The organism is Kitasatospora sp. NPDC091335 (genome assembly GCF_044757205.1).
In the GTDB taxonomy this organism is placed as follows: Bacteria; Actinomycetota; Actinomycetes; order Streptomycetales; family Streptomycetaceae; genus Kitasatospora.
On record NZ_JBIVUM010000013.1, the window covers coordinates 83910 to 104584 of the forward strand.

Here is a 20675-nt window from a genome sequence, read left to right on the forward strand (position 1 = left end):
GGGAGAGGATGGACGGATGGCTGCCGACGACATCGAGACCGCCCTGCACAACGCCCGGGCACTGATCCTGGCCGACCTCACCGCGCGGGACGTGGCGGACGCCGCCGTCGTCTCGCTGGTGGAACAGGCCGTGACGCACCGCCGCTGGTGGCTGGAGCAGTGGCCGGACGGCACCGAGTACGTGCTCGGGCTGGTCGCCCAGGACGTCCAGGACGCGCTGCTGGAGGAGTACGGGCGCTGGCCGCTGTGCGCCGACTGCGCGGCCGAGGGGGACCCGCACGCGCTGGGCGTGGAGCCCGAGCTGGGGCCGGAGCCGCACTGGGTGTGCGGCAAGCGGGGCGCGGTGGTGGCACCGGTGGGCAAGCTGCCGTAGGGCGCTCTAAGGGGTGTCGGACGGGTCCTGGCCGGTCAGCTCCCGGAGTTCGGCCGTCAGGTTGGCGCGCGCGGCCGCCGTGAAGCGCTCGCGGGCGGCGGGGGAGCGGTAGAGGGCGGGCAGGGCCAGCAGCCGGCGCAGGACGGCGGCCCGGCCGGCCGTGAAGTCCGGCGCGGGGACGAAGCCGTACTCCGCGCGGACGGCGGCCGCGTACGCCGCGTACGCCTCGGGGGTGCCGCCGAGGACGGCGAGGTCCGCGTCGCAGAGCACCTCGCCGTCGCGGTCGCCGGGGGCGGGGTCGTGGCCGACGGTGAGCAGGACGAGGCGTTCGACCTCGGCGACCCGTTCGGCGGGCAGTCCGGCGGCGGTCAGCGCGCGGACGGCCAGGGCGGCGCTGCGCTCCTCGTTCTCGGTGCGGTCGGTGCGGTAGACGGCGTCGTGGAACCAGGCCGCCAGGCGGACCGCGTCCGGGTCGGCGGCGTGTCCGGCCAGCTCGTCGACGTGCCGCAGCACCGCGTGCAGGTGTGCGACGCGGTGGTAGCGGCGCTGCGGTTCCGACCAGCGGCGCAGCAGCTCCCGGCCGTAGGGCTCGGGGTCGGCGCCGGCCCCGCAGCGGTGCAGCAGGGCGGTCCAGGCGGCGAGCAGGCCGGCCTCGGTGCCGGACGGGTCGGGCGCCGTGGTGGCGGGGTCGGGCTCGGTGATCGGCATGGCGACCATTGTGGCGGCCGGGCCCCGCACTGGACCTATAGGTAGGTTGACGATATATGTAGTCGTATGACAGAACGCTCCATGCAGGAGCCCACGCTGCTGCTGCTCACCGCGCTGGCCGACGCCCCGCGGCACGGCTACGCGCTCATCCAGGAGATCGCCGCGATCTCCGACGGCCGGGTCAAGATGCGCACCGGCACGCTCTACGGGGCGCTCGACCGGCTGCTGGGCCAGGGCCTGATCGAGGTGGCCGCCGAGGAGGTCGTGGACGGCCGCGCCCGGCGCAGCTACGCGCTGACCGACGCCGGCCGGGACGCGCTGGCCGCCGAGGCCGGGCGCCTGCGGGCGGTCGCCACCGAGGCCGAGCGCCGGCTGACCAGGATCCGGTCGATGCTGCCGGGCAAGACCGGGTCGCAGGGGCGGCCCGCGACGGGGGGAGGCCTCTCATGACCACACCGGTGATCGGCGCGGGGCCCTCGGCGGTGCTGCGGGCCGCGCTCCAGCTCTACCCGGCGCGCTACCGCCACGAGCGCGGCGAGGAGCTGGCCGAGGTGTTCGCCGACACGACGGCGGCGGGCGGCCGGCCGGCCGTCGCCCGGGAGGTCCTCGGCCTGGCCGCGTACGGGCTGCGGGTGCGGCTCGGGCTGACCGGCGCCTCGGCGGCCGGGCGGCTGCTGGCGCTGGTCGCGCCGATGCTCGCCGGGGCCGCGGCCGGCGCCATGCTGGTGGCCTGGCTGACCACCGCGGACCGGATCGCCATCCACCTCTCCTGGGACGACTCGTACGGCGTCTACTTCTCGTCGTTCTGTCCGCCGGTGGCCGCCGCGCTGCTCGCGGTGGCGGCCCTGCTGGGGCGGTGGACGGCGGTGCGGGTGAGTGCGCTGGTCCTGGGCGCGATGGGGCTGTACGACCTGGCGGACGCCGCGTGGAACTCGTCCTTCGACGTGTGGTGGAGCGGCTACATCGGGATGGCCTCGCTGCCGTTCGTGGTGGCGGCCGTGCTGCTGGTCGCGGCGCCGACCGACCTGCTGCCGCGGCCGACCTGGCGCACGGCCGGCCTGGTGCTGGCCTCGATCGCGGCGGGCGGGCTGCTGGCGGTCGCCCAGAGCTGGGACGACACCACCTTCCCGCTGGACCGCCAGTGGTTCGTGGTGATGCTGATCGCCCCGTTGCTGCTGACCTTCGCCGGACTGCGCGGACGGTTCGCGCCGATGGCCGTCGGGGTGGCGGCGCTGGTGCTGGCCGGGCCCGGCTGCCTGTTCAACATCTGGCGCGGCTCGGGCGGGATCTCCCACCTGCTGCCGATGGCGGCGCCGACGGTCGCCGCGCTGGTGCTGGTGGCCGTGGCGGTGCACCGGTTCGGGCGTCGGGAGACGGTCCCGGAGGTCCACGCGGCGGCGTGACCGGTGCCCACGAGGAGGCCGCTCCGGTATGACCGGAATGGCCTCCTCGGAGTTTCCGGGGGAGGGCGGATGTGGCAGGCTGTCGAATATGTCTAGACCAATTTTCGAAGTCATCGCGCTGACGCCCCAGGACGCCCAGGCCGCCGAGTCGGGCGGCGCCGACCGGCTCGAACTGGTCACCGACATGGCCGCGGACGGGCTCACCCCGTCCGTCGAGGACTTCGGCCGGATCCGGGCCGCCGTCGGCATCCCGCTGCGGGTCATGCTGCGGATCCGGGACGGCTTCGCCCCCGGCGACGTGGACGAGCTGTGCGCCCGGGCCACCGCGCTGCGGGCCGAGGGGGCCGAGGAGTTCGTCCTCGGCTTCCTCGGTGCCGGGGGCGCCGTCGACCTGGCCGCCACCACGGCCGTCGCCGAGACGATCGCCGGCTGCCGCTGGACCTTCCACCGGGCGATCGACCACAGCACCGACCGGGCCGCGCTGCGGGCCGCCGTCGGCGGGCTGCCCGGCCTGGACACCTTCCTCACCTCCGGCGCGGTCGCCGGGGTGGACGCCGGGCGCGAGGTGCTGTCGGCCGAGCTGGCCAGGGCCGGCGAGCCCGGGTACCGGCAGCGGATCCTGATCGGCGGCGGCCTGCGGGCCGAGCACCTGAAGGAGCTGCGGGCGGAGGGGTTCGACGCCTTCCACGTCGGCGGCGCGGTGCGGGTCGACGGCTGGCGGACACCGGTGGACCCGGCCAAGGTCGCCGACTGGCGGGCGATGATCGACGCCTGAGCGTCCTTGCGGGCGCCCGCGACGGACGCCGTTCGAAAGGGCCGGTCCCCGTGGACCGGCCCTTTCGCGCACTACCGCAGCTGCTCGGGCAGCGGCTCGCCGTGCAGCACCGTCAGCCCGGACACGGCCCGGGTCAGCGCCACGTACAGCCGCCGCAGACCGGTCCGCTCGTCCGGCTCCCCGGCGACCACCGCGGCCGGCTCGTCCAGCACCACGTAGTCGTACTCCAGGCCCTTGGCCAGCGAGGCCGGGACCAGGGTGAGCCTGGCCTCCGCGCTGGTCTCGTCGCCGGGGGAGAGGTACGGCAGACCGGCCGCGGTCAGCGCCTCGGCGAGCCGCGGGACGCGGGCGTCGGCGGCGATCAGGCCGGTCGAGCCCTCGTGCTCCAGCGCCTCCCGGCAGGCCGCCAGGACCGCCTCGGTGCACTCCCCGTCCGCGACCCGGCGGATCGTCAGCGACCCCGGCGCGTCACGGACCGAGGAGGCCGGGGCCAGGCCGGGGGCGATCGCCGGGAGCAGCCGGGAGGCGTACCCGATGACCTCCTCAGGCACCCGGAAGCCCTTGGTCAGCTCCTCGATGTGCGCCTCCGGCTTGCCCAGGTGGCGCAGCGCCTCCGGCCAGCTCGCGGTCGCCCACGGGGTGGTGCCCTGGGCGAGGTCGCCGAGGACGGTCGCCGAGCCGGTGGTGCAGCGGCGGCCGACCGCCCGGTACTGCATCGGGGAGAGGTCCTGGGCCTCGTCCAGCACCACGTGGCCGAGCGAGGGGGTGCGCTGCACCAGGTCGGTCGCCTCGTCCACCAGGACGGCGTCGGCCGCCGTCCAGCGCGCGGTCTTCACCGAGCGGCCGGGCTTGGGCCAGAGCACCGCCCGCTGCTCCTCGGGGGTGAGGACGCCCTCGGCGCACTCGGCCAGGAACGCCGGATCGGAGAGCAGCCGCAGGACCAGCTTCGCCGGGTCGACGGCCGGCCAGCACTCCTTGACCACCGCCTTGACCTCGGGGTTGCGGGCCACCGCGTCCTGCACCCGGTCGTCCGGGGCCTCGCCGCCCTGCTCCATCTTCAGCAGCACGGTGTGCGCGATGCGCTGCGGCAGGGCGTCCCTGGCGGCGCCGTAACGGACCTCGCGGCCCTTCAACTCCTCGATGATCTCGACCAGTTCGTACACCGGAACGCGCCAGCGGCGGGAGCCGCGGACCACCACGCAGGGCTCGGCGGGCAGCGTGATGCCCGAGCGCACCGCCCGGCGCAGCACCTCGGCCATCCGGGCGTCGCCCTTCAGCCGGGCCGCCTCGGGGACGTCCTCGCCCCGCACCTCGACGTGCCCGACCAGCTGCTGCACGGTGGCCTGGGCGACCTCCAGCTCGCCGAGGGCCGGGAGCACCTGCTCGATGTAGGAGAGGAAGGCGTTGTTCGGCCCGATCACCAGGGTGCCGGTCCTGGCGAGGCGCTCGCGGTGCGCGTACAGCAGGTAGGCGACCCGGTGCAGGCCGACGGCGGTCTTCCCGGTGCCGGGCGCCCCCTGGACGCAGATGGTGCCCGTGATGTCGGAGCGGACGATCTCGTCCTGCTCGGGCTGGATGGTGGCGACGATGTCGCGCATCGGGCCGACGCGGGGCTTCTCGATCTCGGCGGCCAGCAGGGCGGAGGAGGTCTCGCTCTCGGCCGGGTCACTGAGGTGCTCGTCCTCGTAGGCGGTGAGTTCGCCGCCGATGTAGCCGAAGCGGCGGCGGCGCTCGACGTCCAGCGGGTCGGTGCGGCTGGCCCGGTAGAACGGCTGGGAGACCGGCGCGCGCCAGTCGATCACCATCGGGTCGCCGTCGGCGTCGTGGACGTGCCGGCGCCCGATGTAGAAGCTCTCGCCTCCGCTGCCCTCGCTGAGTTCTTCGCTGATCGCGTGCAGGTAGTCGAGGCGGCCGAAGAACAGCGGGGTGTGCGAGAGGTCGGCCAGTGCGGCGATCCTGGCCGTGATCTGGTTCTGGAGCACCATGGCGGTGACCCAGGTGCCGGTCACGTCGCGGATGTCGAGCGATTCGACGTCCGCCCGCATGGCGCGCAGCGCGGCCCTGGACGCGGCCAGGTGGTCGCGTTCGCGCTGGAGGGGGTCGGTGGTGGGGGTGGCGGGCACAGCGAACCTTCCCGGCTGTCCCGGTGGCGGGCGCAGCGGATCGTAGGAGCTCACGGTGGGTGTGCCGGCCGGTTGCCGTACGGTCGGCGCCTCCCCCGGCTGCCTGCGGGACTTCAGCAGGTACCACGGTTCGGGAGGGGGCAGACGGACGATCTTAGACCCGTCCGCCCCGGGGTACCAGTCCCGCAGGTCTCGGGGTCGCCCCCGACCCCGGCCCCGGGGTCGCCCCCTACCCCGGTCCCGGGCCGCGGTACACCGGGAGGACGAGCCGCGCACCTGCGGGTACGGCCTTTGGAGTGATGCCCTCGGCCGGTCGGGTGCCTACCGTTGAAGACATGAGCACCACGAACCGCACCCCACGATCCGGTCCGGCCGGCGCCACCGCCGTCTCCGGACGCCACCGCAACCCGCTGAGCACCGCCGTCCGCAACGTCGGCATCGCCCTGGACACCGCCGCGCGCGTGATCTTCCTCGGGCGCGACGGTGTCCGGTACTGAACCGCGGTCCTACAGCACGTCGTCGGCGTCGATGATCCGGTACGCGTAGCCCTGTTCGGCGAGGAAGCGCTGCCGGTGGGCGGCGAAGTCCTGGTCCACCGTGTCCCTGGCGACCACCGAGTAGAAGTGCGCCGAGTGGCCGTCCGCCTTGGGGCGCAGCACCCGGCCGAGGCGCTGGGCCTCCTCCTGGCGGGAGCCGAAGGTCCCGGAGACCTGGATGGCCACGGTGGCCTCCGGCAGGTCGATGGAGAAGTTCGCCACCTTGGAGACCACCAGGACGCCGATCTCCTTGTTCCGGAAGGCCTCGAAGAGCTTCTCGCGCTGGGCGTTGCTGGTCTCGCCCTTGATCACCGGGGCGTCCAGGACCTCGCCGAGTTCGTCCAGCTGGTCGATGTACTGGCCGATGATCAGTGTCTGGTCCTTCTCGTGCTTCCTGACCAGCGCCTCCACCACCCGTCGCTTGGTCGCGGTGGTGGCGCAGAAGCGGTAGCGCTCCTCGGGCTCGGCGGTCGCGTAGGAGAGCCGCTCGGAGTCGGTCAGGGTGACCCGCACCTCGCAGCAGTCGGCGGGCGCGATGTAGCCCTGCGCCTCGATCTCCTTCCACGGCGCGTCGAAGCGCTTGGGGCCGATCAGGCTGAACACGTCGCCCTCGCGGCCGTCCTCGCGCACCAGGGTGGCGGTCAGGCCGAGCCGGCGGCGGGCCTGGAGGTCGGCGGTGAACTTGAACACCGGCGCGGGCAGCAGGTGCACCTCGTCGTAGACCACCAGGCCCCAGTTGCGGGCGTCGAACAGCTCCAGGTGGGCGTAGACGCCCTTCCGCTTGGTGGTCATCACCTGGTAGGTGGCGATGGTGACCGGGCGGATCTCCTTCCGCGTCCCGCTGTACTCGCCGATCTCGTCCTCGGTGAGCGAGGTGCGCTTGACCAGCTCGTGCTTCCACTGGCGGGCCGAGACGGTGTTGGTGACCAGGATCAGCGTGGTCGACTTGGCGTGCGCCATCGCGGCCGCGCCGACCAGCGTCTTGCCGGCGCCGCAGGGCAGCACGACCACGCCCGAGCCGCCGTGCCAGAAGCCCTCGACGGCCTGCGCCTGGTACGGGCGCAGCTGCCACCCGTCCTCGTCCAGGTCGATCGGGTGCGCCTCGCCGTCCACGTACCCGGCGAAGTCCTCGGCGGGCCAGCCGAGCTTGAGCAGCACCTGCTTGATCTGCCCGCGCTCGGAGGGGTGCACCACCACGGTGTCGGGGTCGACCCGGGCGCCGACCAGCGGGACGATCTTCTTGGAGCGCAGCACCTCCTCCAGCACCGGCCGGTCGGTGGTGGTGAGCACCAGCCCGTGGGTCGGGTGCTTGAGCAGCTGGAGCCGCCCGTACCGGCCCATGGTGTCCGCCACGTCCACCAGCAGCGCGTGCGGCACCGGGTAGCGCGAGTACGTCACCAGGGCGTCCACCACCTGCTCGGCGTCGTGCCCGGCCGCTCGCGCGTTCCACAGCCCGAGCGGTGTGACCCGGTACGTGTGCACGTGTTCGGGCGCCCGCTCCAGCTCGGCGAACGGCGCGATGGCGCGACGGCAGTCGGCGGACTTGGGGTGGTCGATCTCCAGGAGAAGAGTTTTGTCGCTCTGGACGATTAGGCAGGACACACATACCTCCGTGGATAGGATCGCCGCGTGACAGAGACCACGACTGCCACCGTTCGGGCCATGCCCCGAGCCCGTCGCCGGAAGGGCGTTCCGGCCAGCGCACCTGGTATGCGCGCAGCTATCTATGTTCGCCTATCGCGCGAGACAGAGGAAACCACTTCCCCGGAACGCCAGCGGGCGGCCTGCGAGCAGCTCTGTGCGGCACGCGGCTGGACCGTGGTCGCCGTCGAGGAGGACATCGACGTCTCCGGGTTCTCGCGCGGCCTGGAACGCCCCGGGCTCCAGAAGATTCTGGAACGGCTCGACGAGTTCGACGTGATCGTGTTCTTCAAGATCGACCGACTTGCGCGGTCCACGGTGGACTTCGCCGAGATCATGAAGATCACCGAGGCGCAGAGCGTCGCACTGGCGTCGGCGACGGAACCGCTCGACCTCACGTCGTCCATGGGACGGGCCATGGCGAAGGTGATCGCGGTCTTCGCCGAGCTGGAGTCGGACACCATCGGCATGCGGGTCGCCGGCGCCCACGAGCACCTGCGGCGGGAGGGCCGCTACACCGGGGGACGCGTGCCCTACGGCTACGAGGTGGCCCCGAACCCGGACGGCGCGGGGAAGGTGCTGGTGGTCAACCAGGAGGAGGCCAAGACCATTCACTCGATCGTGAAGCGGGTGCTGGCCAAGGACTCGTTGATCCAGATCGCCATCGACCTCACCAAGGCCGACATCCCCTCTCCGGGGCACACGTCGCGACAGACAACCGGGAAGCGCAGCAACTCGAAGAAGTGGTACACGACTTCGCTCCGGAGCCTGCTCAGCAACCCGCAGTTGCTCGGGCAGGTCATCGAGGACGGCAAGCCGATCCTTCGGACCGATGGACTGCCGCTGGTCAACCGGCCGCCGATCTTGGACATGGACACCTGGCAGGCGCTCCAGGACGAGTTGGGCCGCCGGTCCAACAATCCTGGCGAGCGCAGGCGGGAGGCGACTTCGCTACTGCGCGGGGTGGTGCACTGCGCGCTGTGCGGCTTCCGGATGTACACCTACGTGGCAAGCGGGCGGACGCGGTACCGCTGCATTGGTCGGCTCAAGAAGCGACAAGGCGGCGTCGCGGTCGACTGCTACGGCGTGAGCATCGCGGGCAAGGGGATGGAAGACCACGTCGAGGCCGAGTTCCTTCGGAAGTTCGGTCGTCTTCCCGTCGTGCGGGTAGTGGAGCATGCGGGGGAGAACTTCCGCCCGCAGATCAGGCAGGCAGAGGAAGCACTGACCGACCTGGAGAAGGACCGGTACGAGCGCGGTCTCTTCAAGGGCGACGACGGCGCGGCACGCTACGCGACGCAGTACGCCCGGTTGGAGGAGCGGATCGCCGACCTCAAGGAGAGGCAGCGGAACGCGAAGCCGGCGGGAACGGAGGTGGTCCCGATCGGCAAGACGCATGAGGAGGTCTGGCGGGACGCCGACGTGGCCGGGAAGCGGGACCTGTTGCTCAGCACGGGCGCGTACGTCGAGGTGGCTCCGGCAGCGAAGGCGGGCAAGGTCCTGGACCTGAAGCGGCTTGCCCTCCACTTTGGCGAGGAGGGGATGATACGGCGGTCCGCAGCTGGGAAGGTCACGACGGTGGATGAGGCGGGAGGTTCTGGCGGTGACTCGTCGGCGCCCGAAACGGTGACGAACTGAGGGACGTGAGCGGCCTGCCTTCGGAGAGTGCCGAAGGCAGGCCGCTGTGTGAACCTGACCGGCGTCGCAACGTTTCGCATGTCGGGTGAGGCACCATCGACGCCGTGCTGGCGAGCAATCCGAGCTGCTCGGACAGTTCCATCGCGGGTGGTAGGGGCACAGTCAGCGATGCTGATCACGGTTGGTGTCCCCCAAAGTGGTGGCGATGGATAGTCAATTCTCATCGATCAGGGGTCGATTGTCGGACCCGGCCGATACCCTCCGACGTTATGGCAGGAGTCTCCGACGAGTCCCGTGACCGCCGCCGATCGTTCAACAGCGCGGAACGAGTAGCGCTGTTCCTCGCGGCCGATGGGCGCTGTGTCAACTGCGGCTCGGAGTTGGAGCCTGGGTGGCACGGGGACCACATGGAGCCGTGGTCCAAGGGTGGCTCGACCGATGTGATCAATGGGCAGGCGCTCTGCCCAGGATGCAACTTGCAGAAGGGACCGACCTCCATGGCGAACGCCTCCGACCTCCGCGACTGGCAGCAGGAAGCCCGCGAGCGCTACCACTCCCGCAACGGCGGCGAGAACGGTAACTTCCTCGTAGTCGCTACTCCGGGGGCCGGAAAGACAACCTTGGCTCTGACCATCGCCAAGGATCTCATCAAGCGCAGCGTCATCACGAACATCGTGGTCGTCGTCCCCACCAAACACCTGCGTCGCCAGTGGGCAGAGGCTGGAGCGCGGAAGGGAGTCAAGCTCGACCACGTCTTCGTGAACAGGAACGGCGCAGTCGCCGGCGACTTCGACGGCGTCGTCGTGACCTACCAGGCCATCGCCTCCGCCCCGCTCCTCTGGCAGAGGCACAGCGCTGTGAAGCACACGCTTGTGATCTTCGACGAGATCCACCACGCGGGCGACGGCGAAGACCTGGTTTGGGGCGAAGCTCTGAAGGATTCCTTCGAGCACGCGACCCGGCGCCTTCTGCTCTCCGGCACGCCGTTCCGTACGGACGGGAAAGCGATTCCGTTCGTCAAGTACGACGAAGAGCGCCGCGCTGCGCCGAGCTACAACTACGACTACGGCATGGCCCTCGCCGATGGCGGGGTGGTCCGGCCAGCGGTGTTCCCGGCGATGGACGGCGAGTCGAAGTGGCGTCGTGCTGGACAGATGGCTGTCACCTCTGTCGACCTGAGCGAGGCGGACAAGGACGAGGTACCTCCGGCGCTGAAGGCTGCCCTCGACCCCAACGGCGAGTGGATTCCCTCCGTGCTGGTGGAGGCCCACAGCGCTCTCCTGCGGATGCGTATCGACACACCGGATGCTGGCGGCTTGGTGATTGCCAGCGATCAGTTCGCCGCGAACGCCTACGCCAAGATCCTTGAGCGGATCGTGGGTTCCCCTGTCCCGGTCGCCATCTCCGATGAACCGAACGCTTCCGATGTGATCAAGGACTTCGCCAGGGGGGCTGCGCCCTGGATCATCGCCGTACAGATGATTGCTGAAGGGGTCGACATTCCTCGCTTGGGTGTCGGCGTCTACGCCTCCCGAGTGCGGACACGGATGTTCTTCACCCAGGTCGTTGGGCGATTCGTTCGGTTGCGGGGCGAGGACGATCCCACGACGGCACGGCTGTTCATTCCGTCGATCGATGTCCTTATCGCGTATGCGCAGGACATCGAGAAGACGGTTGACGCGGTACTGGCCGACCAGGAGAAGAAGGTTCGCGAGGGGCAGGACAACCACGGTGCCGGCGACGGCATCTTCCCTGCATATGAGACCGTTGGTTCCTCGGCGGCGACTCACCACGCGACCATTGCTAATGGCTCCAAGTTCACCACCGAAGAGCTGGGCTACGCCCAAAGCGTGCTGGATCGGTCCGGGGCGACCCCGGTGGGTGTGACCGCTGAATGGGTAGCCGGGTTGCTTAGCTCCGCTGGGAGGTTCCACGGCGACATGGTGGTTCCTGAGCAGCGTGCTGCCGAGAAGGAGGAGGAGACCCTCGGAGACCAGAAGACCGCCCTGCGGAAGCTGATCCACAGGAAGGTCGCTCGACTGGCACTCATTACCAACCGCCCGTACGCGCACATCAACAATGAGCTGAACGAGAGCCTCAACAACAACGTCAAGACCGCAACCCTTGACCAGCTCAAGAAGCGCCTGGCGGTGCTCGACGAAGCGATCAAGGAGGAACAGAAGAAATGAACGAGATCCACACCCCTGCTGGGAACGCGGTTTTGGTTAACGCGCTCAGCTCATCCATGCGGTCCACCCTGAACGGTATGGACTCCGTTCCTGGGTTGGTCCGTCAGGTGATCGAGGAAGGCTCGTGGCGCAACTTCACCACCCCCCGCGGTGAGCAGGTCACGCACACGTCCTTCGAGTCGTTCGTGACCGCCAAGCCGACCCGAGGGCTTGGGCACAGCCTTGATGCGCTTGTGCGTCTGCTTGCAGACGACGACGAAACCATCAGCCTGGTCGCCGAGCAGCTTGGTCGCACGGTTGCCGACCTTCAGCAGCGGGCGCTTTCAGCTGAGCCGATCGACGCTAGCCAAGAACCGCTCTGGCGTGATCCTTCCGACGATCCAGAGGCAGCCGCTCAGACGGAAGAGCCCAGTCTCGACCTCACCAACCCGGTGGACCGTGATGCGCTTGAGCTGCGGACAGTGGGGAAGTCAGGAGGCTGGGTCTGGGCGTTGAAGGTCGCCCGGAACGTGGAGTTGAGCAGGGGAGGGGGCCAGAAGAGCGATCGACGTGACGCGGCTGACAGCAGCTCGGTCGAAAAGGTTTCTCCGGCGGAATTCGCACGCCGCATTGGTTGGACGACGCCCCGTGTCATGCGTTACTACCGGGCTTGGGAGAAGGGGGTCGAGAAGCACGACCTTCCCGGTTTTGAACAGCTCAAGCCCGGCGTGGATGTGACACTTCCGGATGCCAGGACATGGACAGAGTGTTTCACCGCTGTCCGGGTCAACCCGGACCGAGCCGAGGCGCTGGTAGCCGGTGCTAAGGAGGCGGGTATCAGTGTCCGGAAGGTGGTCTACGCAGCAGAGAGCCCCGGGGCGATGAAGGCCGCGATCCTGGCGGACGAGCGCACCGCCGAGGCTGCGCGAACCGCACTCTTGGAGCGCGCTCGCAACGACGGTGAACTGCGTGTCGCTCTGGCCCGGACGATCGCCCGCGATCCGGTCTTCCGTAAAGAGAGCGCAGTCGAGGCTCGGAAAGCTGAGCGCGCCGAGTACGTCCGCCACGTAGCGGATGAGGGAAAGGTGCGGACGCCGGCCGGCCAGACACTCGAACTGCCTTCGAAGGCGCGAGAGGAGGCGGCGAAGCTCCTGGCTGTGGTGGACGACCCGCAAGCTACGCCCGAGGCAGTTGCGGAGGCGTACGAGACCGTTCAGACACTGACGACTCAGATCGTCGAGGCGGACCCGGATGTCCAGCTTCGCGAGCAGCGCACTAGGTTCTCAAAGGCACTGAGCAGTACGGCCAAGAGCATTCAGGCAATCGACCCGGATGACCTGGTGGCCGTTGCTGACGACGAGCTGCGGACGAAGCTGACCGAAATCCAGCGGCAAGTCAATGAGCTTGCTGCCCTTGTGGTGGATGAGAAGCCCACCCGCCTACGAGCGGTCTAGGTGGCGAGGCGACGTGGACAGTGAGTCGATCAACACAGCTTGTTGAGGTCCGCGCTTCGGACCGGTTACTCGGGCTGAGGAAGACCGGCGAGGAACGTTCCGCTCAGCGCGGTAGCCAAGCGATCGTGAGAAAAGGCCCTCGCATCTGCGGGGGCCTTCTGCGCGCTGGAGTGCGTTCAGGCCACTCCGCCGGCCGGAGGGCAGCGCGAGCCCACTTCGATGCTGGGTGATCGGCGAGTGCTCGCAGCTTGGCCTGAGCAGTTCTACTGAACGTAGGGGTGGAGAACTGCTAGTGAGGGCTTGCTGAAGGCCATCTCGCTGCCGTTGCGGGCCGTGAAGCGGACCGACTGCAACGAGAGCTTGCAGAGCGACGGCCCATCGTTCTGAGCAAGGTGCTGTTGTATGTCCGTGATCGTTTCGGCAAGGTCCCAGGACGCCGAGTGGAAGCGGAACGCGCCGAGCTGAACGGCGTGAGCAAGCCGGAACCGGACAGATATGGACGGCACCAGATTGTGTGTCGCGGTGCGCTGGACAAGAGCACAGGTCAGAGTCTCCGGCCTGTCCAGTACAACCAGTGCTTCGGTGGTCTTTGTTGCCACGGTGATGTGGTCGTTGGTGGCCGGCATCGGCTTAGTCGTATCGCCGCCAAGCAGCGCAGCGAGATCGGCGGCGACGGTCCGATACTCCGTGGTCACGAGCCACGTGGGGGCATCTGCCAACCGGTCACTTCCCTGCGGCGGCGTAAGAAATTCACCAACAACGGTGTCAGCGAAGACTTCGGCGACACGGTCGCGCGCCCAGTCGAGGCTGGGGGCTGCCGCCGTCATTCCAAGTCCCCTTCTCGCTTGAGGCGTTGTGTGGCGGTGCGGTTGTGGCGGACGGTTTGGGCGAGGAGTTCTTCGCCGGGGGAGTAGCCGGTGGCGAGGTATCGCCAGTCGGAGACGACGAGGGTGGTGTCGGGGTCGAGAGGCGGGTGTCCGGCGCGGATGCGGGCCTGTTCGCTCTGCCAGGTGCGGCGTACTCCCCGGAGGGCGCCGAGGGTGGTGGAGTAGCGGCGGGACTTGGTGGAGAAGTGGCCACGGAAGCCGAGCATGTGGGCCCACTTGGTGAGCTTGAGGTCGGCGAAGTCGGTGACGCGGCGGCCGAGGTCCCAGCAGGTGCGGATCATCTGGCGGACGTGTGCGGCCACCTTGAGGTCGGCGATGGGTTCGGCAAGGCCCGTGCCCTGGCAGGAGCGGCATTCGGTGTCGCCGTCGTCGGTGGGGGTGCGTCCGCGTCCCTTGCAGGGCGTGCAGTAGAGGGGGCGGTCGATGGTGCCGGTGCCTTCGGCGGACTTGGTGGCGTACTTGGCAACGTAGCCAGCCACGGCGGCGTCGGTGAGCGGGGTGTCGTCGCGGTCGGCGGCGTCGGGTCGGCGGATGACGCGTACGTCGAATTGGGCGCCCCAGCGCAGGACGCGTTCGCCGATAGAGTCGCCAGTCACGGTGACGGCCACCTTGGACGCGGCGGCGCGGACGGCTCCGGTGAGGAGGTCGGTGGTGGCCCAGGCGGGCGGGGTGGTGGTGGAGCCGTCGGGGCCGTCGAGGCGGACGATGGCGTGGAAGTGGACCAGGCCGCGCTTTTGGAACTCGGCGACCTTGGCGAAGGAGACCCGGCAGTGGTCGCGCAGTTCCTTGACGGTGAGGCCGGCGGCGTGGGCGACCTCGCGGCGCAGGTAGGTGGTGAAGCGGGCCCACAGGGCTCCGGCGTGGGCGTTGAAGAGGACGGCTCCGGCGTAGTCGTAGGAGGCGGGGGCCACGGGCGCGCCGAGGATGGGGGCGTCGGCTTCGTGGAGGGTTCCGCAGCGGCAGGTGTGAGGCTTGCCGGTGCGGGTGGTGGGGTGGTTGTGGACGGGGCCGAAGCTGGGGGCGGTGAGGGTGACGAAGACACGGGGGTGGGTGCGGACCGTGTCGGGGGTGCCCTTGCCTCCGGCGAGTCCGGCACGGATGAGCTGGTAGGTGTCGGCGGCGTAGACGCGGGAGCAGGACGGGCAGCGGGTGGAGCGGCGGTTGCCGCAGGCGATGAGGGTTCGGCCGAGGGGTTCGGAGGCGCTGGAGTAGTGCCGCAGGAGTTCACCAGTGGTGGTGTCGAACGTGGAGGTGCTGCCGGTGAGCTGGATGGGGCGGGTGCAGCCGGCCAGGCGCTCGACGGTGGCTTCGATGCGGTCGAAGTCGTCGCGGTTGGCGAGGTGGACCAGGTCCCGGGCGGCAGGCGAGGCGACCGCGCGCAGGTCGAGGAGGTCGGGGTGGAGTTCGGTCATCGGGGCTGTCCTTCCGGGCAGTCGAGGGGTGTGGGGCATGGGGGTGCCGTCGCGCCGACCACGAGGGGCGTGGTGCTCGCGGTCGGCGCGAGGCGGGTGGGGCGAGGGGGTTAGGCGGGGACGGCGGCCAGGTGGGCGTGGACGGCGTCGGCCAGGCGGGGCGGGACGCCGAGGCGGGCGCGCAGTTCGCCGGGGGTGATCACGTCGCCGGTGCGGGCGTGGTGGTCGTCGGCGATGCGGCGGGCGGCGCCGAGGAGCGGGGCCGGTACGTCCGGCGGGGCCGGGGGCGCGGGGACCACAGCCGGAGCCGGTGCGGGTGCGGGCGCGGGCTTGGTGTCCGGGGTGGTCAGGCCCAGGGCCGGAGGCTGCGGCGGCGTGGGCCCGTGCACGGGTTCGGCGACGTGCGCAGGGGTGCGGGGTTCAGCGGCCGGGGCCGGGTGCGCCGGGGCTGTGGCGGGTACGGGGCCGTCCTGGTCGGGAAGGGGCGGCGTGCGGGTCGACGGGGCGGGGTGGGAGTCAGGTGCAAGTTCCTTGCTGGGATTGGTGGTTGGGGTGGTGAGGTGGCGCAGGAGGCCGGGGCCGACCGCTCCCCAGCCGAGGAGGAGGGCGGGGGCGACGGTGTCGAGGGCGGCGCGTCCGTAGTGGCCGGCGATGACGGGCTCGGCGGTGTTGAGAGCGAGGGTGAGCGCGCCGCACAGGTGCATCAGCCGCGTGGCGGGACGGAGCTGGTCCGGCTCGGTGCCGGTGAGGGCGAGGTGGTGGAGGGCAACGAGGAGGCCGACCACGGACAGGTCCACCATGGGGGCGATCAAGGGTGCGATCGGGTGGGGGATGCCCAGGCGCAGGGCGAGGGCCCAGACGTTGCCGAAAGAGAAGACGAAGGCCAGGGCGGCGATGACCGCCATCACGATCGTGACCGTGATCCGGGTGGAGGCCCCGGGGTCGGCGGGGGTGGTGGCGGTCATCGCCAACTCTCCCTTCTGATCTACCGGTTGGGATGGGCACGGTCAGGCGATGGTGTCGAGGTCGGTGTCCTTGAGCAGGTTCGGACCCGCCTGGAGTTCCAGCAGCTCGTACGGGTCGGCCGTCAGGTGCGCGGAAGCCTGAGCGACGCGGGCGACGTGCTCGGGGTCGACGTAGGGGGTGCGGATGCGGGTGTAGCCTTCCTGGCCCTGGCGGACCATCGAGGCGACACCGACGAAGCCGGGGTCCTGCATCGAGACGGGGTTGGCTTCGGGCCAGTTGCGGATGTCCTCGCCGAGGGCGGCCACCGCGGCTTCGGTGGTCTTCTGGGCGAAGGACAGCGAGACCGGGCACACGTCGCGGATGAAGGTGGGGATGGCGTCACCGGTGGCCTTCTGGGTGGCCAGGACGACCACGATGCCCACCGAGCGGCCCTTCTTCACCAGGTCCTCGACCAGGCGCGCGTTGTTGGCGGCCAGGTGCGCGAGGCGCTTGGTCTCGGGGTCGGTGCCCTTGTACTCGCGGAAGTAGGTGTGCGCTTCGTCGACCACCAGGATGACCAGCGGCCATGCCTTGGTGGGGCCCTTGGACCACATGTTGGCGGTGCCCAGCCCGCGCCGGATCGAGGAGGAGCGCGCACGCCGCAGCGTCACCAGGCGGTCGAAGAGCTTGTTCGCGGCTTCCAGGTCGTCACCGACGAAGGCGAACAGGCGGTTCACGACGTCGGCGTAGTCGCCTTCGTGGGCTTCGGACACCTTGCCGTCCGCCACGGCGATCTGGACCGCGTCGGAGGGGGCGAGGCGGGAGATGAGGCCGTTGATCAGCGAGGTCTTGCCGTAGCCGGGAAGGCCGGCGACCGCCATGCCGGGCACGTTGGACATGCGCAGGACCGAGGCGAGGGCGTATTCGTCGATGCCCAGGTCCCACACGGACAGGTCCTTCGGCGGCTTGCCATCGGGGATGTAGGCGTAGGGCTCGAAGAGGGGTTCGCGGCGCACGGCGCGGATGCGGAGCTTGCCGGGGCCGTCCGGGTTGACGGAGACGCGGGTGCACTCCCAGGCGTCGGCGAGGTGGTCGGCGCGCTTTTGGAACTCCTCCAGGCCGATCTTGGGCACCGTCTTCATGGTGACCGTGACGCCGTACGGGTCGGGCGTGGTGCGGAGCTTGGGGGTGAGGATTCGGGGTTCGGGCTTCCTGTCGCCGGTGGTGGCGAGGGACTGGAGGAAGGTGGGGGTGCGGTCAGTGGTGACCAGGCCGAGGTTGCGGGCCAGGCGGGGCGGATGCGGGCGGCCTGGCGGATCGAGCGGCGGGTCTCGGTGTCGGCGCCCAGGTAGCGCACGCCGATCACGACCAGCCAGGCGAGCAGGGCGAGCACGGCGGCGCCGACGACGTAGGGCAGCCACGGCGGCACGGAGCTGATCGGGCCCAGGACACCCGGGGTGGCCGGGTGCGGGGCGGTCGGGGGCGGGGAGGCGTTCATCAGACGGGGTCCTTGAGGTGGTAGAGGAAGCGGAAGAGGGCCTGTTGCAGGTTCACCAGGTCCGTGCCGGAGGTGATCGGCGGGTAGCCGTGTTCGGCGAGGACGGCCGCGAGGTCGAGGACCAGGCCGAAGGTGAACCGGGGGTCGGCGTCCGGAGCAGGGAGCGGGTAGAGCGCCGGGGAGGGGGCCGGGGCCGGGCCCGCAGACGAGCAGTCCACGGGCCCGACGATCCGGGCGGGGCCGATGCCGGTCACGAGGCGACGGGCTCGGCGGTCTTGGCGGCCGACTTCGGAGCCGGGGTCGCCGGGGGCGCAGCCACCAGGGCCTCAGCCCGGTAGGCCACTCCGGAGCTGACCTGGCCGTTGAAGAGGTTCGCCCACGGGGTGGCGATCAGGCCGACCGGACGGACCATGCTGCCCGGAGTGAGCGCGAGAAGCGCCTCGCTCTCCGGAACGGTGACCTTGATCAGCTGAGCCGTGCCCTCGTAGGTCTCCAGGAGCTGGACCGTGTAGAGGGTCGCGCCGCTCTCGCGGTCGGTGGCGACCTGGCCCGTGGCGGCGTCGGCCATCTTCACCGCCGCGGGGGTGGCGAGCAGGTGGGAGGTACCGGTCAGGTCGGGGCGGATGGTGATACGGGGCATGAGGAGTCTCCAGAGGTGGGAGGTGGAGGGGCCGGAGGACACCGACCCCGCTAGACCGCTAAGCGGTGCTAGGTTATTTGTAGCACCAGGGGGCCTGACACTGTCAAGCAGAGTTAGCAGTGAGGTCGGTTGGAAGTGCTGATCGAAGGGAAATTTCGGATGCGACAGGGCTTGGGTGTGCTAGCGGGGTCTACCCTTGGGGGCATGAGCCGCAGAAACGACGAGGAGCGGGCGCCGTACCAGAAGGCGGCCGACGCCATGCGCCACGACATTGCCGAGGGGCGCTTGAAGGCCGGAGACAAGCTGCCCGCCCTCTCGGAGATCGAGAAGCGGTTCGGCATCGCCAACATGACCGCCCGCAGCGCGGTGCGGGTCCTGCGCGACGAAGGACTCGTCTACGCCGTACAGGGCGTCGGCACCTTCGTACGCGCCATGCCCGAGCCGGAGCCCGCCGTCGAGCAGGCCGAGTCGGCCGGCGGAACCGTCGAGGTGTCCGCCGCCGACTTCGCCAAGATCGTCGATCTCGTCACCGGGTTCGAAGCTCAGTTGAAGCAACTCCGGGAAGAGCAAGAACGGTTGCGTCAGCAGGTTGCGCGATACGAGCAAAACGCTCGTTGAGCCGGGCCATCTCCTCGTTCAGGTCGGCAAGCTGACCGCCGACCCGCGCCAGCGTTTCGAGCAGCCTCCCGATTTCGCTGTTCATCAGATTCCTTTCCCCCGCACGTCGTTCGCTTTTGATGGCCCCACTCAACCCGGCAGAACTCACCGGTTTTCTCACCGCGCACCCCGACCGCGCATAACGGTTGTGCATCGGACGCCAGTGAGAAAAACGGTGAGTTCTCAGCCGACCCCGCGCAGCCGGTGAGAACGGCCCCGCAGGCCGGTGAGTTCGGGCGCCGGGCTGGTGAGTTCCCCGCACTCAACACCGCGACCCTTGGTGGATTCCTTGATGAACGGGCCCTGCGCCATAACGGTTCGGTAACCCCGCTCACCAAGGTTGGCCATCAAGGTGTGAGCGGCCATCAAGGTTTCGCTTGGTGGTCCATCAAGGTGAGACGACTTCGCAGGCCAGCAGCCATCAAGGTTCACACCAGTCACCTCTACAGCGGCCGGCACTCCCGCGCACCCTCCAAGGCCGACAGATCCCGCAGAGCGGAGAAACGTTTCTCCAGATCCCGCATCCCGGGAACTTGCCACGAAGCCAACCCCAGGTTCGCGGACAAGTCCAACCAGGAATCCCGGGAGTTCCTGGAAGTTCTTTCCAGATTGAGGGACGGCGAGAAGCTTCGACCGGTAACCAGAGGCGACGAGCGGAAAGCTCGACCCGCATCCGTGGTGCACATCACATCGCATAGCTGGAAGTTCCTTCCGGTAGTCAGTCGGCATGCCGGCCCCGAAGCGTTCGGGCGCACATCCACCATGGCCACCGGACAAGTCCTTGCGCGGGAGATATGAGGGCTGGTATCCCGCCCCGTCCCGGCAATTGATCTGCATAAAAACCAACCCCTCACCACGGCCCTTGGAAAACGTCATGTGGCATGCATCACGCAGACGGCGAGGCCGCTTCCGTCGACCGCGCGCCGCACACGATGCCGCCTTTCCGCGATTGGGTCCGGCCGCCGATTCCTGATAGAAGCCGCCCCGCTCGCGGTAAAACCAGTCCGCCACACACAGCCTGTGGACAGACTTCGCCGACCCCAGCTCCATGCCTGACATGCCCTGTTCCTCCCTTTCGTCCTCGCGGTTCGCCCACGTCACCCCATAGAGGCTCGAAAAACCGCCTCGGTGTGACACGACGGCCGAACTTTCTTCCCGGGCCCCGCGCACCACCCTCCCGCCGCGACGGAGAAAAACGTTTCCCCGACCTTGTGGTAGAGCACCGAGCTCAGGAGAGCCGGTCATCTCATACAGGTGTCGGTATGGCCCTCGGTGTGACACGACGGCCGGACCTTTCTGGCCCGCGCACCAACCTTCGCGCTCGGAGGGATCGCTGTAGGGAGCCGATCTTGTGGTAGAGGGCCGCGAGCAGCACCAGGACGGCCACGGTCCGGCGGTGTGCCCGGGGCGCAATCGGTGCCGCAGTCGGCCGGGCAGGGTCGAAGCAGCGCGAGGCCGAGGGGTGGGTAGGGAGCGGACCACGCTCGCGCGAGCGAGCCAGGGTCGAGGCGTGCGGAGGGTGAGCGGAGATGGGCACCGCGGATTTCCTGGCGCCCATGGTTGATCAGGGCAGCAGTAGGCAGGAAGACGTACGGCAGGCAGAGAGTGGCCAGAACCAGGGAGACGAAGGGGGCAGGGGGAGCGTGTTCAAAGTTTCATTACTGGATCAAGAGCGGCCCGCCAGAGGCGGGCCGCGGGGCCCCCCCGGGGCCCCCCCCCCCCCCCGCGACCGCCCCCCCCGGGCCCCCCCCCCGGGGGGGGCCCGGCCCGGGGTGGGGGCGGGCCCGCGGGGGTGGCAGCCGCCCACCTCGCGCGGC

19 protein-coding genes and 1 pseudogene are annotated in these 20675 nt (G+C 69.9%); 10 read left to right on the forward strand and 10 right to left on the reverse strand.

Translation table 11 applies throughout. The annotated features are described in order from the left end of the window. Positions 1–16 precede the first annotated feature (16 nt). Positions 17–373, forward strand: a complete 357-nt coding sequence (locus tag ACIQOW_RS25550; protein WP_401088639.1) for a hypothetical protein — start codon at positions 17–19, stop codon at positions 371–373. A 6-nt stretch (positions 374–379) separates the two neighbouring features. On the opposite strand, the gene ACIQOW_RS25555 is transcribed toward ACIQOW_RS25550, so the two are convergent. Further along, complete coding sequence (locus ACIQOW_RS25555) at positions 380–1090, reverse strand: hypothetical protein (protein WP_401088641.1); 711 nt, start codon at positions 1088–1090, stop codon at positions 380–382. A gap of 57 nt (positions 1091–1147) precedes the next feature. Here ACIQOW_RS25555 and ACIQOW_RS25560 point away from each other — a divergent pair, with 57 nt between their 5' ends. The 3 genes from ACIQOW_RS25560 to ACIQOW_RS25570 all read left to right on the forward strand — a co-directional run bounded on the left by ACIQOW_RS25560 (position 1148) and on the right by ACIQOW_RS25570 (position 3259). Then, the gene (locus tag ACIQOW_RS25560) at positions 1148–1531 is read left to right on the forward strand and encodes a PadR family transcriptional regulator (protein ID WP_188297575.1); all 384 of its coding nucleotides are present in this window, start codon (positions 1148–1150) and stop codon (positions 1529–1531) included. Continuing rightward, on the forward strand, positions 1528–2484 hold the full coding sequence (locus tag ACIQOW_RS25565) for a hypothetical protein (RefSeq protein ID WP_401088643.1): 957 nt from the start codon (positions 1528–1530) through the stop codon (positions 2482–2484). The genes ACIQOW_RS25560 and ACIQOW_RS25565 overlap by 4 nt, the downstream gene beginning before the upstream one ends. A gap of 88 nt (positions 2485–2572) precedes the next feature. Next, positions 2573–3259 (forward strand): copper homeostasis protein CutC, encoded by a 687-nt coding sequence (locus ACIQOW_RS25570; RefSeq protein WP_188297573.1) that lies wholly within the window; start codon positions 2573–2575, stop codon positions 3257–3259. A 71-nt stretch (positions 3260–3330) separates the two neighbouring features. Here the strand turns inward: ACIQOW_RS25570 and ACIQOW_RS25575 are convergent, their stop codons facing one another. Then, a complete protein-coding gene (locus ACIQOW_RS25575) occupies positions 3331–5382 on the reverse strand; it encodes a HelD family protein (RefSeq protein ID WP_401088645.1) in 2052 nt (683 codons plus the stop codon). 335 nt (positions 5383–5717) lie between these two features. Between ACIQOW_RS25575 and ACIQOW_RS25580 the strand changes: the two genes are divergently transcribed. Next, complete coding sequence (locus tag ACIQOW_RS25580; RefSeq protein WP_188297571.1) at positions 5718–5879, forward strand: hypothetical protein; 162 nt, start codon at positions 5718–5720, stop codon at positions 5877–5879. A 9-nt stretch (positions 5880–5888) separates the two neighbouring features. Here the strand turns inward: ACIQOW_RS25580 and ACIQOW_RS25585 are convergent, their stop codons facing one another. Beyond that, positions 5889–7520: a DNA repair helicase XPB gene (locus ACIQOW_RS25585; protein WP_401088648.1), complete on the reverse strand. Its 1632-nt coding sequence runs from the start codon at positions 7518–7520 to the stop codon at positions 5889–5891. Positions 7521–7547: 27 nt separating this feature from the next. Between ACIQOW_RS25585 and ACIQOW_RS25590 the strand changes: the two genes are divergently transcribed. From ACIQOW_RS25590 to ACIQOW_RS25605, 4 genes and pseudogenes are all read left to right on the forward strand, one after another. After that, a complete protein-coding gene (locus ACIQOW_RS25590) occupies positions 7548–9197 on the forward strand; it encodes a recombinase family protein (RefSeq protein ID WP_401088650.1) in 1650 nt (549 codons plus the stop codon). Between the two features lie 269 nt (positions 9198–9466). Further along, a pseudogene (locus ACIQOW_RS25595) lies at positions 9467–9673 on the forward strand (HNH endonuclease); the annotation flags it as partial. 21 nt (positions 9674–9694) lie between these two features. Continuing rightward, complete coding sequence (locus tag ACIQOW_RS25600; RefSeq protein ID WP_401088892.1) at positions 9695–11386, forward strand: DEAD/DEAH box helicase; 1692 nt, start codon at positions 9695–9697, stop codon at positions 11384–11386. Then, positions 11383–12819: a hypothetical protein gene (locus tag ACIQOW_RS25605; RefSeq protein WP_401088652.1), complete on the forward strand. Its 1437-nt coding sequence runs from the start codon at positions 11383–11385 to the stop codon at positions 12817–12819. The genes ACIQOW_RS25600 and ACIQOW_RS25605 overlap by 4 nt, the downstream gene beginning before the upstream one ends. Before the next feature lie 263 nt (positions 12820–13082). Here ACIQOW_RS25605 and ACIQOW_RS25610 read toward each other — a convergent pair whose 3' ends face one another. From ACIQOW_RS25610 to ACIQOW_RS25640, 7 genes are all read right to left on the reverse strand, one after another. Then, positions 13083–13646 carry a hypothetical protein gene (locus ACIQOW_RS25610; protein ID WP_401088654.1) on the reverse strand — a complete coding sequence of 188 codons (564 nt, stop codon included), beginning with the start codon at positions 13644–13646 and terminating at the stop codon, positions 13083–13085. After that, on the reverse strand, positions 13643–15118 hold the full coding sequence (locus ACIQOW_RS25615) for a replication initiator (protein ID WP_401088656.1): 1476 nt from the start codon (positions 15116–15118) through the stop codon (positions 13643–13645). The genes ACIQOW_RS25610 and ACIQOW_RS25615 overlap by 4 nt, the downstream gene beginning before the upstream one ends. 110 nt (positions 15119–15228) lie before the next feature. Beyond that, complete coding sequence (locus ACIQOW_RS25620) at positions 15229–16083, reverse strand: DUF2637 domain-containing protein (protein ID WP_401088658.1); 855 nt, start codon at positions 16081–16083, stop codon at positions 15229–15231. A 42-nt stretch (positions 16084–16125) separates the two neighbouring features. Further along, entirely contained in the window at positions 16126–17196 is a 1071-nt protein-coding gene (locus ACIQOW_RS25625) for a cell division protein FtsK (RefSeq protein ID WP_401088659.1), read from the reverse strand. A 5-nt stretch (positions 17197–17201) separates the two neighbouring features. Continuing rightward, on the reverse strand, positions 17202–17561 hold the full coding sequence (locus ACIQOW_RS25630) for a hypothetical protein (protein WP_401088661.1): 360 nt from the start codon (positions 17559–17561) through the stop codon (positions 17202–17204). Beyond that, positions 17561–17779: a hypothetical protein gene (locus ACIQOW_RS25635; RefSeq protein ID WP_401088663.1), complete on the reverse strand. Its 219-nt coding sequence runs from the start codon at positions 17777–17779 to the stop codon at positions 17561–17563. The genes ACIQOW_RS25630 and ACIQOW_RS25635 overlap by 1 nt, the downstream gene beginning before the upstream one ends. Positions 17780–17811: 32 nt before the next feature. After that, a complete protein-coding gene (locus ACIQOW_RS25640; protein WP_401088665.1) occupies positions 17812–18201 on the reverse strand; it encodes a hypothetical protein in 390 nt (129 codons plus the stop codon). 204 nt (positions 18202–18405) lie between these two features. On the opposite strand from ACIQOW_RS25640, the gene ACIQOW_RS25645 reads away from it, so the two are divergent. Further along, positions 18406–18819, forward strand: a complete 414-nt coding sequence (locus tag ACIQOW_RS25645) for a GntR family transcriptional regulator (RefSeq protein WP_401088667.1) — start codon at positions 18406–18408, stop codon at positions 18817–18819. Positions 18820–20675: the final 1856 nt, after the last annotated feature.

Bases quoted from the DNA above. Each gene is read 5' to 3' on its own strand.
- ACIQOW_RS25610 (WP_401088654.1), bottom strand. From the start codon at position 13,646: ATGACGGCGGCAGCCCCCAGCCTCGACTGGGCGCGCGACCGTGTCGCC.
- ACIQOW_RS25580 (WP_188297571.1), top strand. From the start codon at position 5,718: ATGAGCACCACGAACCGCACCCCACGATCCGGTCCGGCCGGCGCCACC.
- ACIQOW_RS25630 (WP_401088661.1), bottom strand. From the start codon at position 17,561: ATGAACGCCTCCCCGCCCCCGACCGCCCCGCACCCGGCCACCCCGGGT.
- ACIQOW_RS25555 (WP_401088641.1), bottom strand. From the start codon at position 1,090: ATGGTCGCCATGCCGATCACCGAGCCCGACCCCGCCACCACGGCGCCC.
- ACIQOW_RS25570 (WP_188297573.1), top strand. From the start codon at position 2,573: ATGTCTAGACCAATTTTCGAAGTCATCGCGCTGACGCCCCAGGACGCC.
- ACIQOW_RS25560 (WP_188297575.1), top strand. From the start codon at position 1,148: ATGACAGAACGCTCCATGCAGGAGCCCACGCTGCTGCTGCTCACCGCG.
- ACIQOW_RS25615 (WP_401088656.1), bottom strand. From the start codon at position 15,118: ATGACCGAACTCCACCCCGACCTCCTCGACCTGCGCGCGGTCGCCTCG.
- ACIQOW_RS25600 (WP_401088892.1), top strand. From the start codon at position 9,695: ATGGCGAACGCCTCCGACCTCCGCGACTGGCAGCAGGAAGCCCGCGAG.
- ACIQOW_RS25565 (WP_401088643.1), top strand. From the start codon at position 1,528: ATGACCACACCGGTGATCGGCGCGGGGCCCTCGGCGGTGCTGCGGGCC.
- ACIQOW_RS25550 (WP_401088639.1), top strand. From the start codon at position 17: ATGGCTGCCGACGACATCGAGACCGCCCTGCACAACGCCCGGGCACTG.
- ACIQOW_RS25620 (WP_401088658.1), bottom strand. From the start codon at position 16,083: ATGACCGCCACCACCCCCGCCGACCCCGGGGCCTCCACCCGGATCACG.
- ACIQOW_RS25645 (WP_401088667.1), top strand. From the start codon at position 18,406: ATGAGCCGCAGAAACGACGAGGAGCGGGCGCCGTACCAGAAGGCGGCC.
- ACIQOW_RS25605 (WP_401088652.1), top strand. From the start codon at position 11,383: ATGAACGAGATCCACACCCCTGCTGGGAACGCGGTTTTGGTTAACGCG.
- ACIQOW_RS25640 (WP_401088665.1), bottom strand. From the start codon at position 18,201: ATGCCCCGTATCACCATCCGCCCCGACCTGACCGGTACCTCCCACCTG.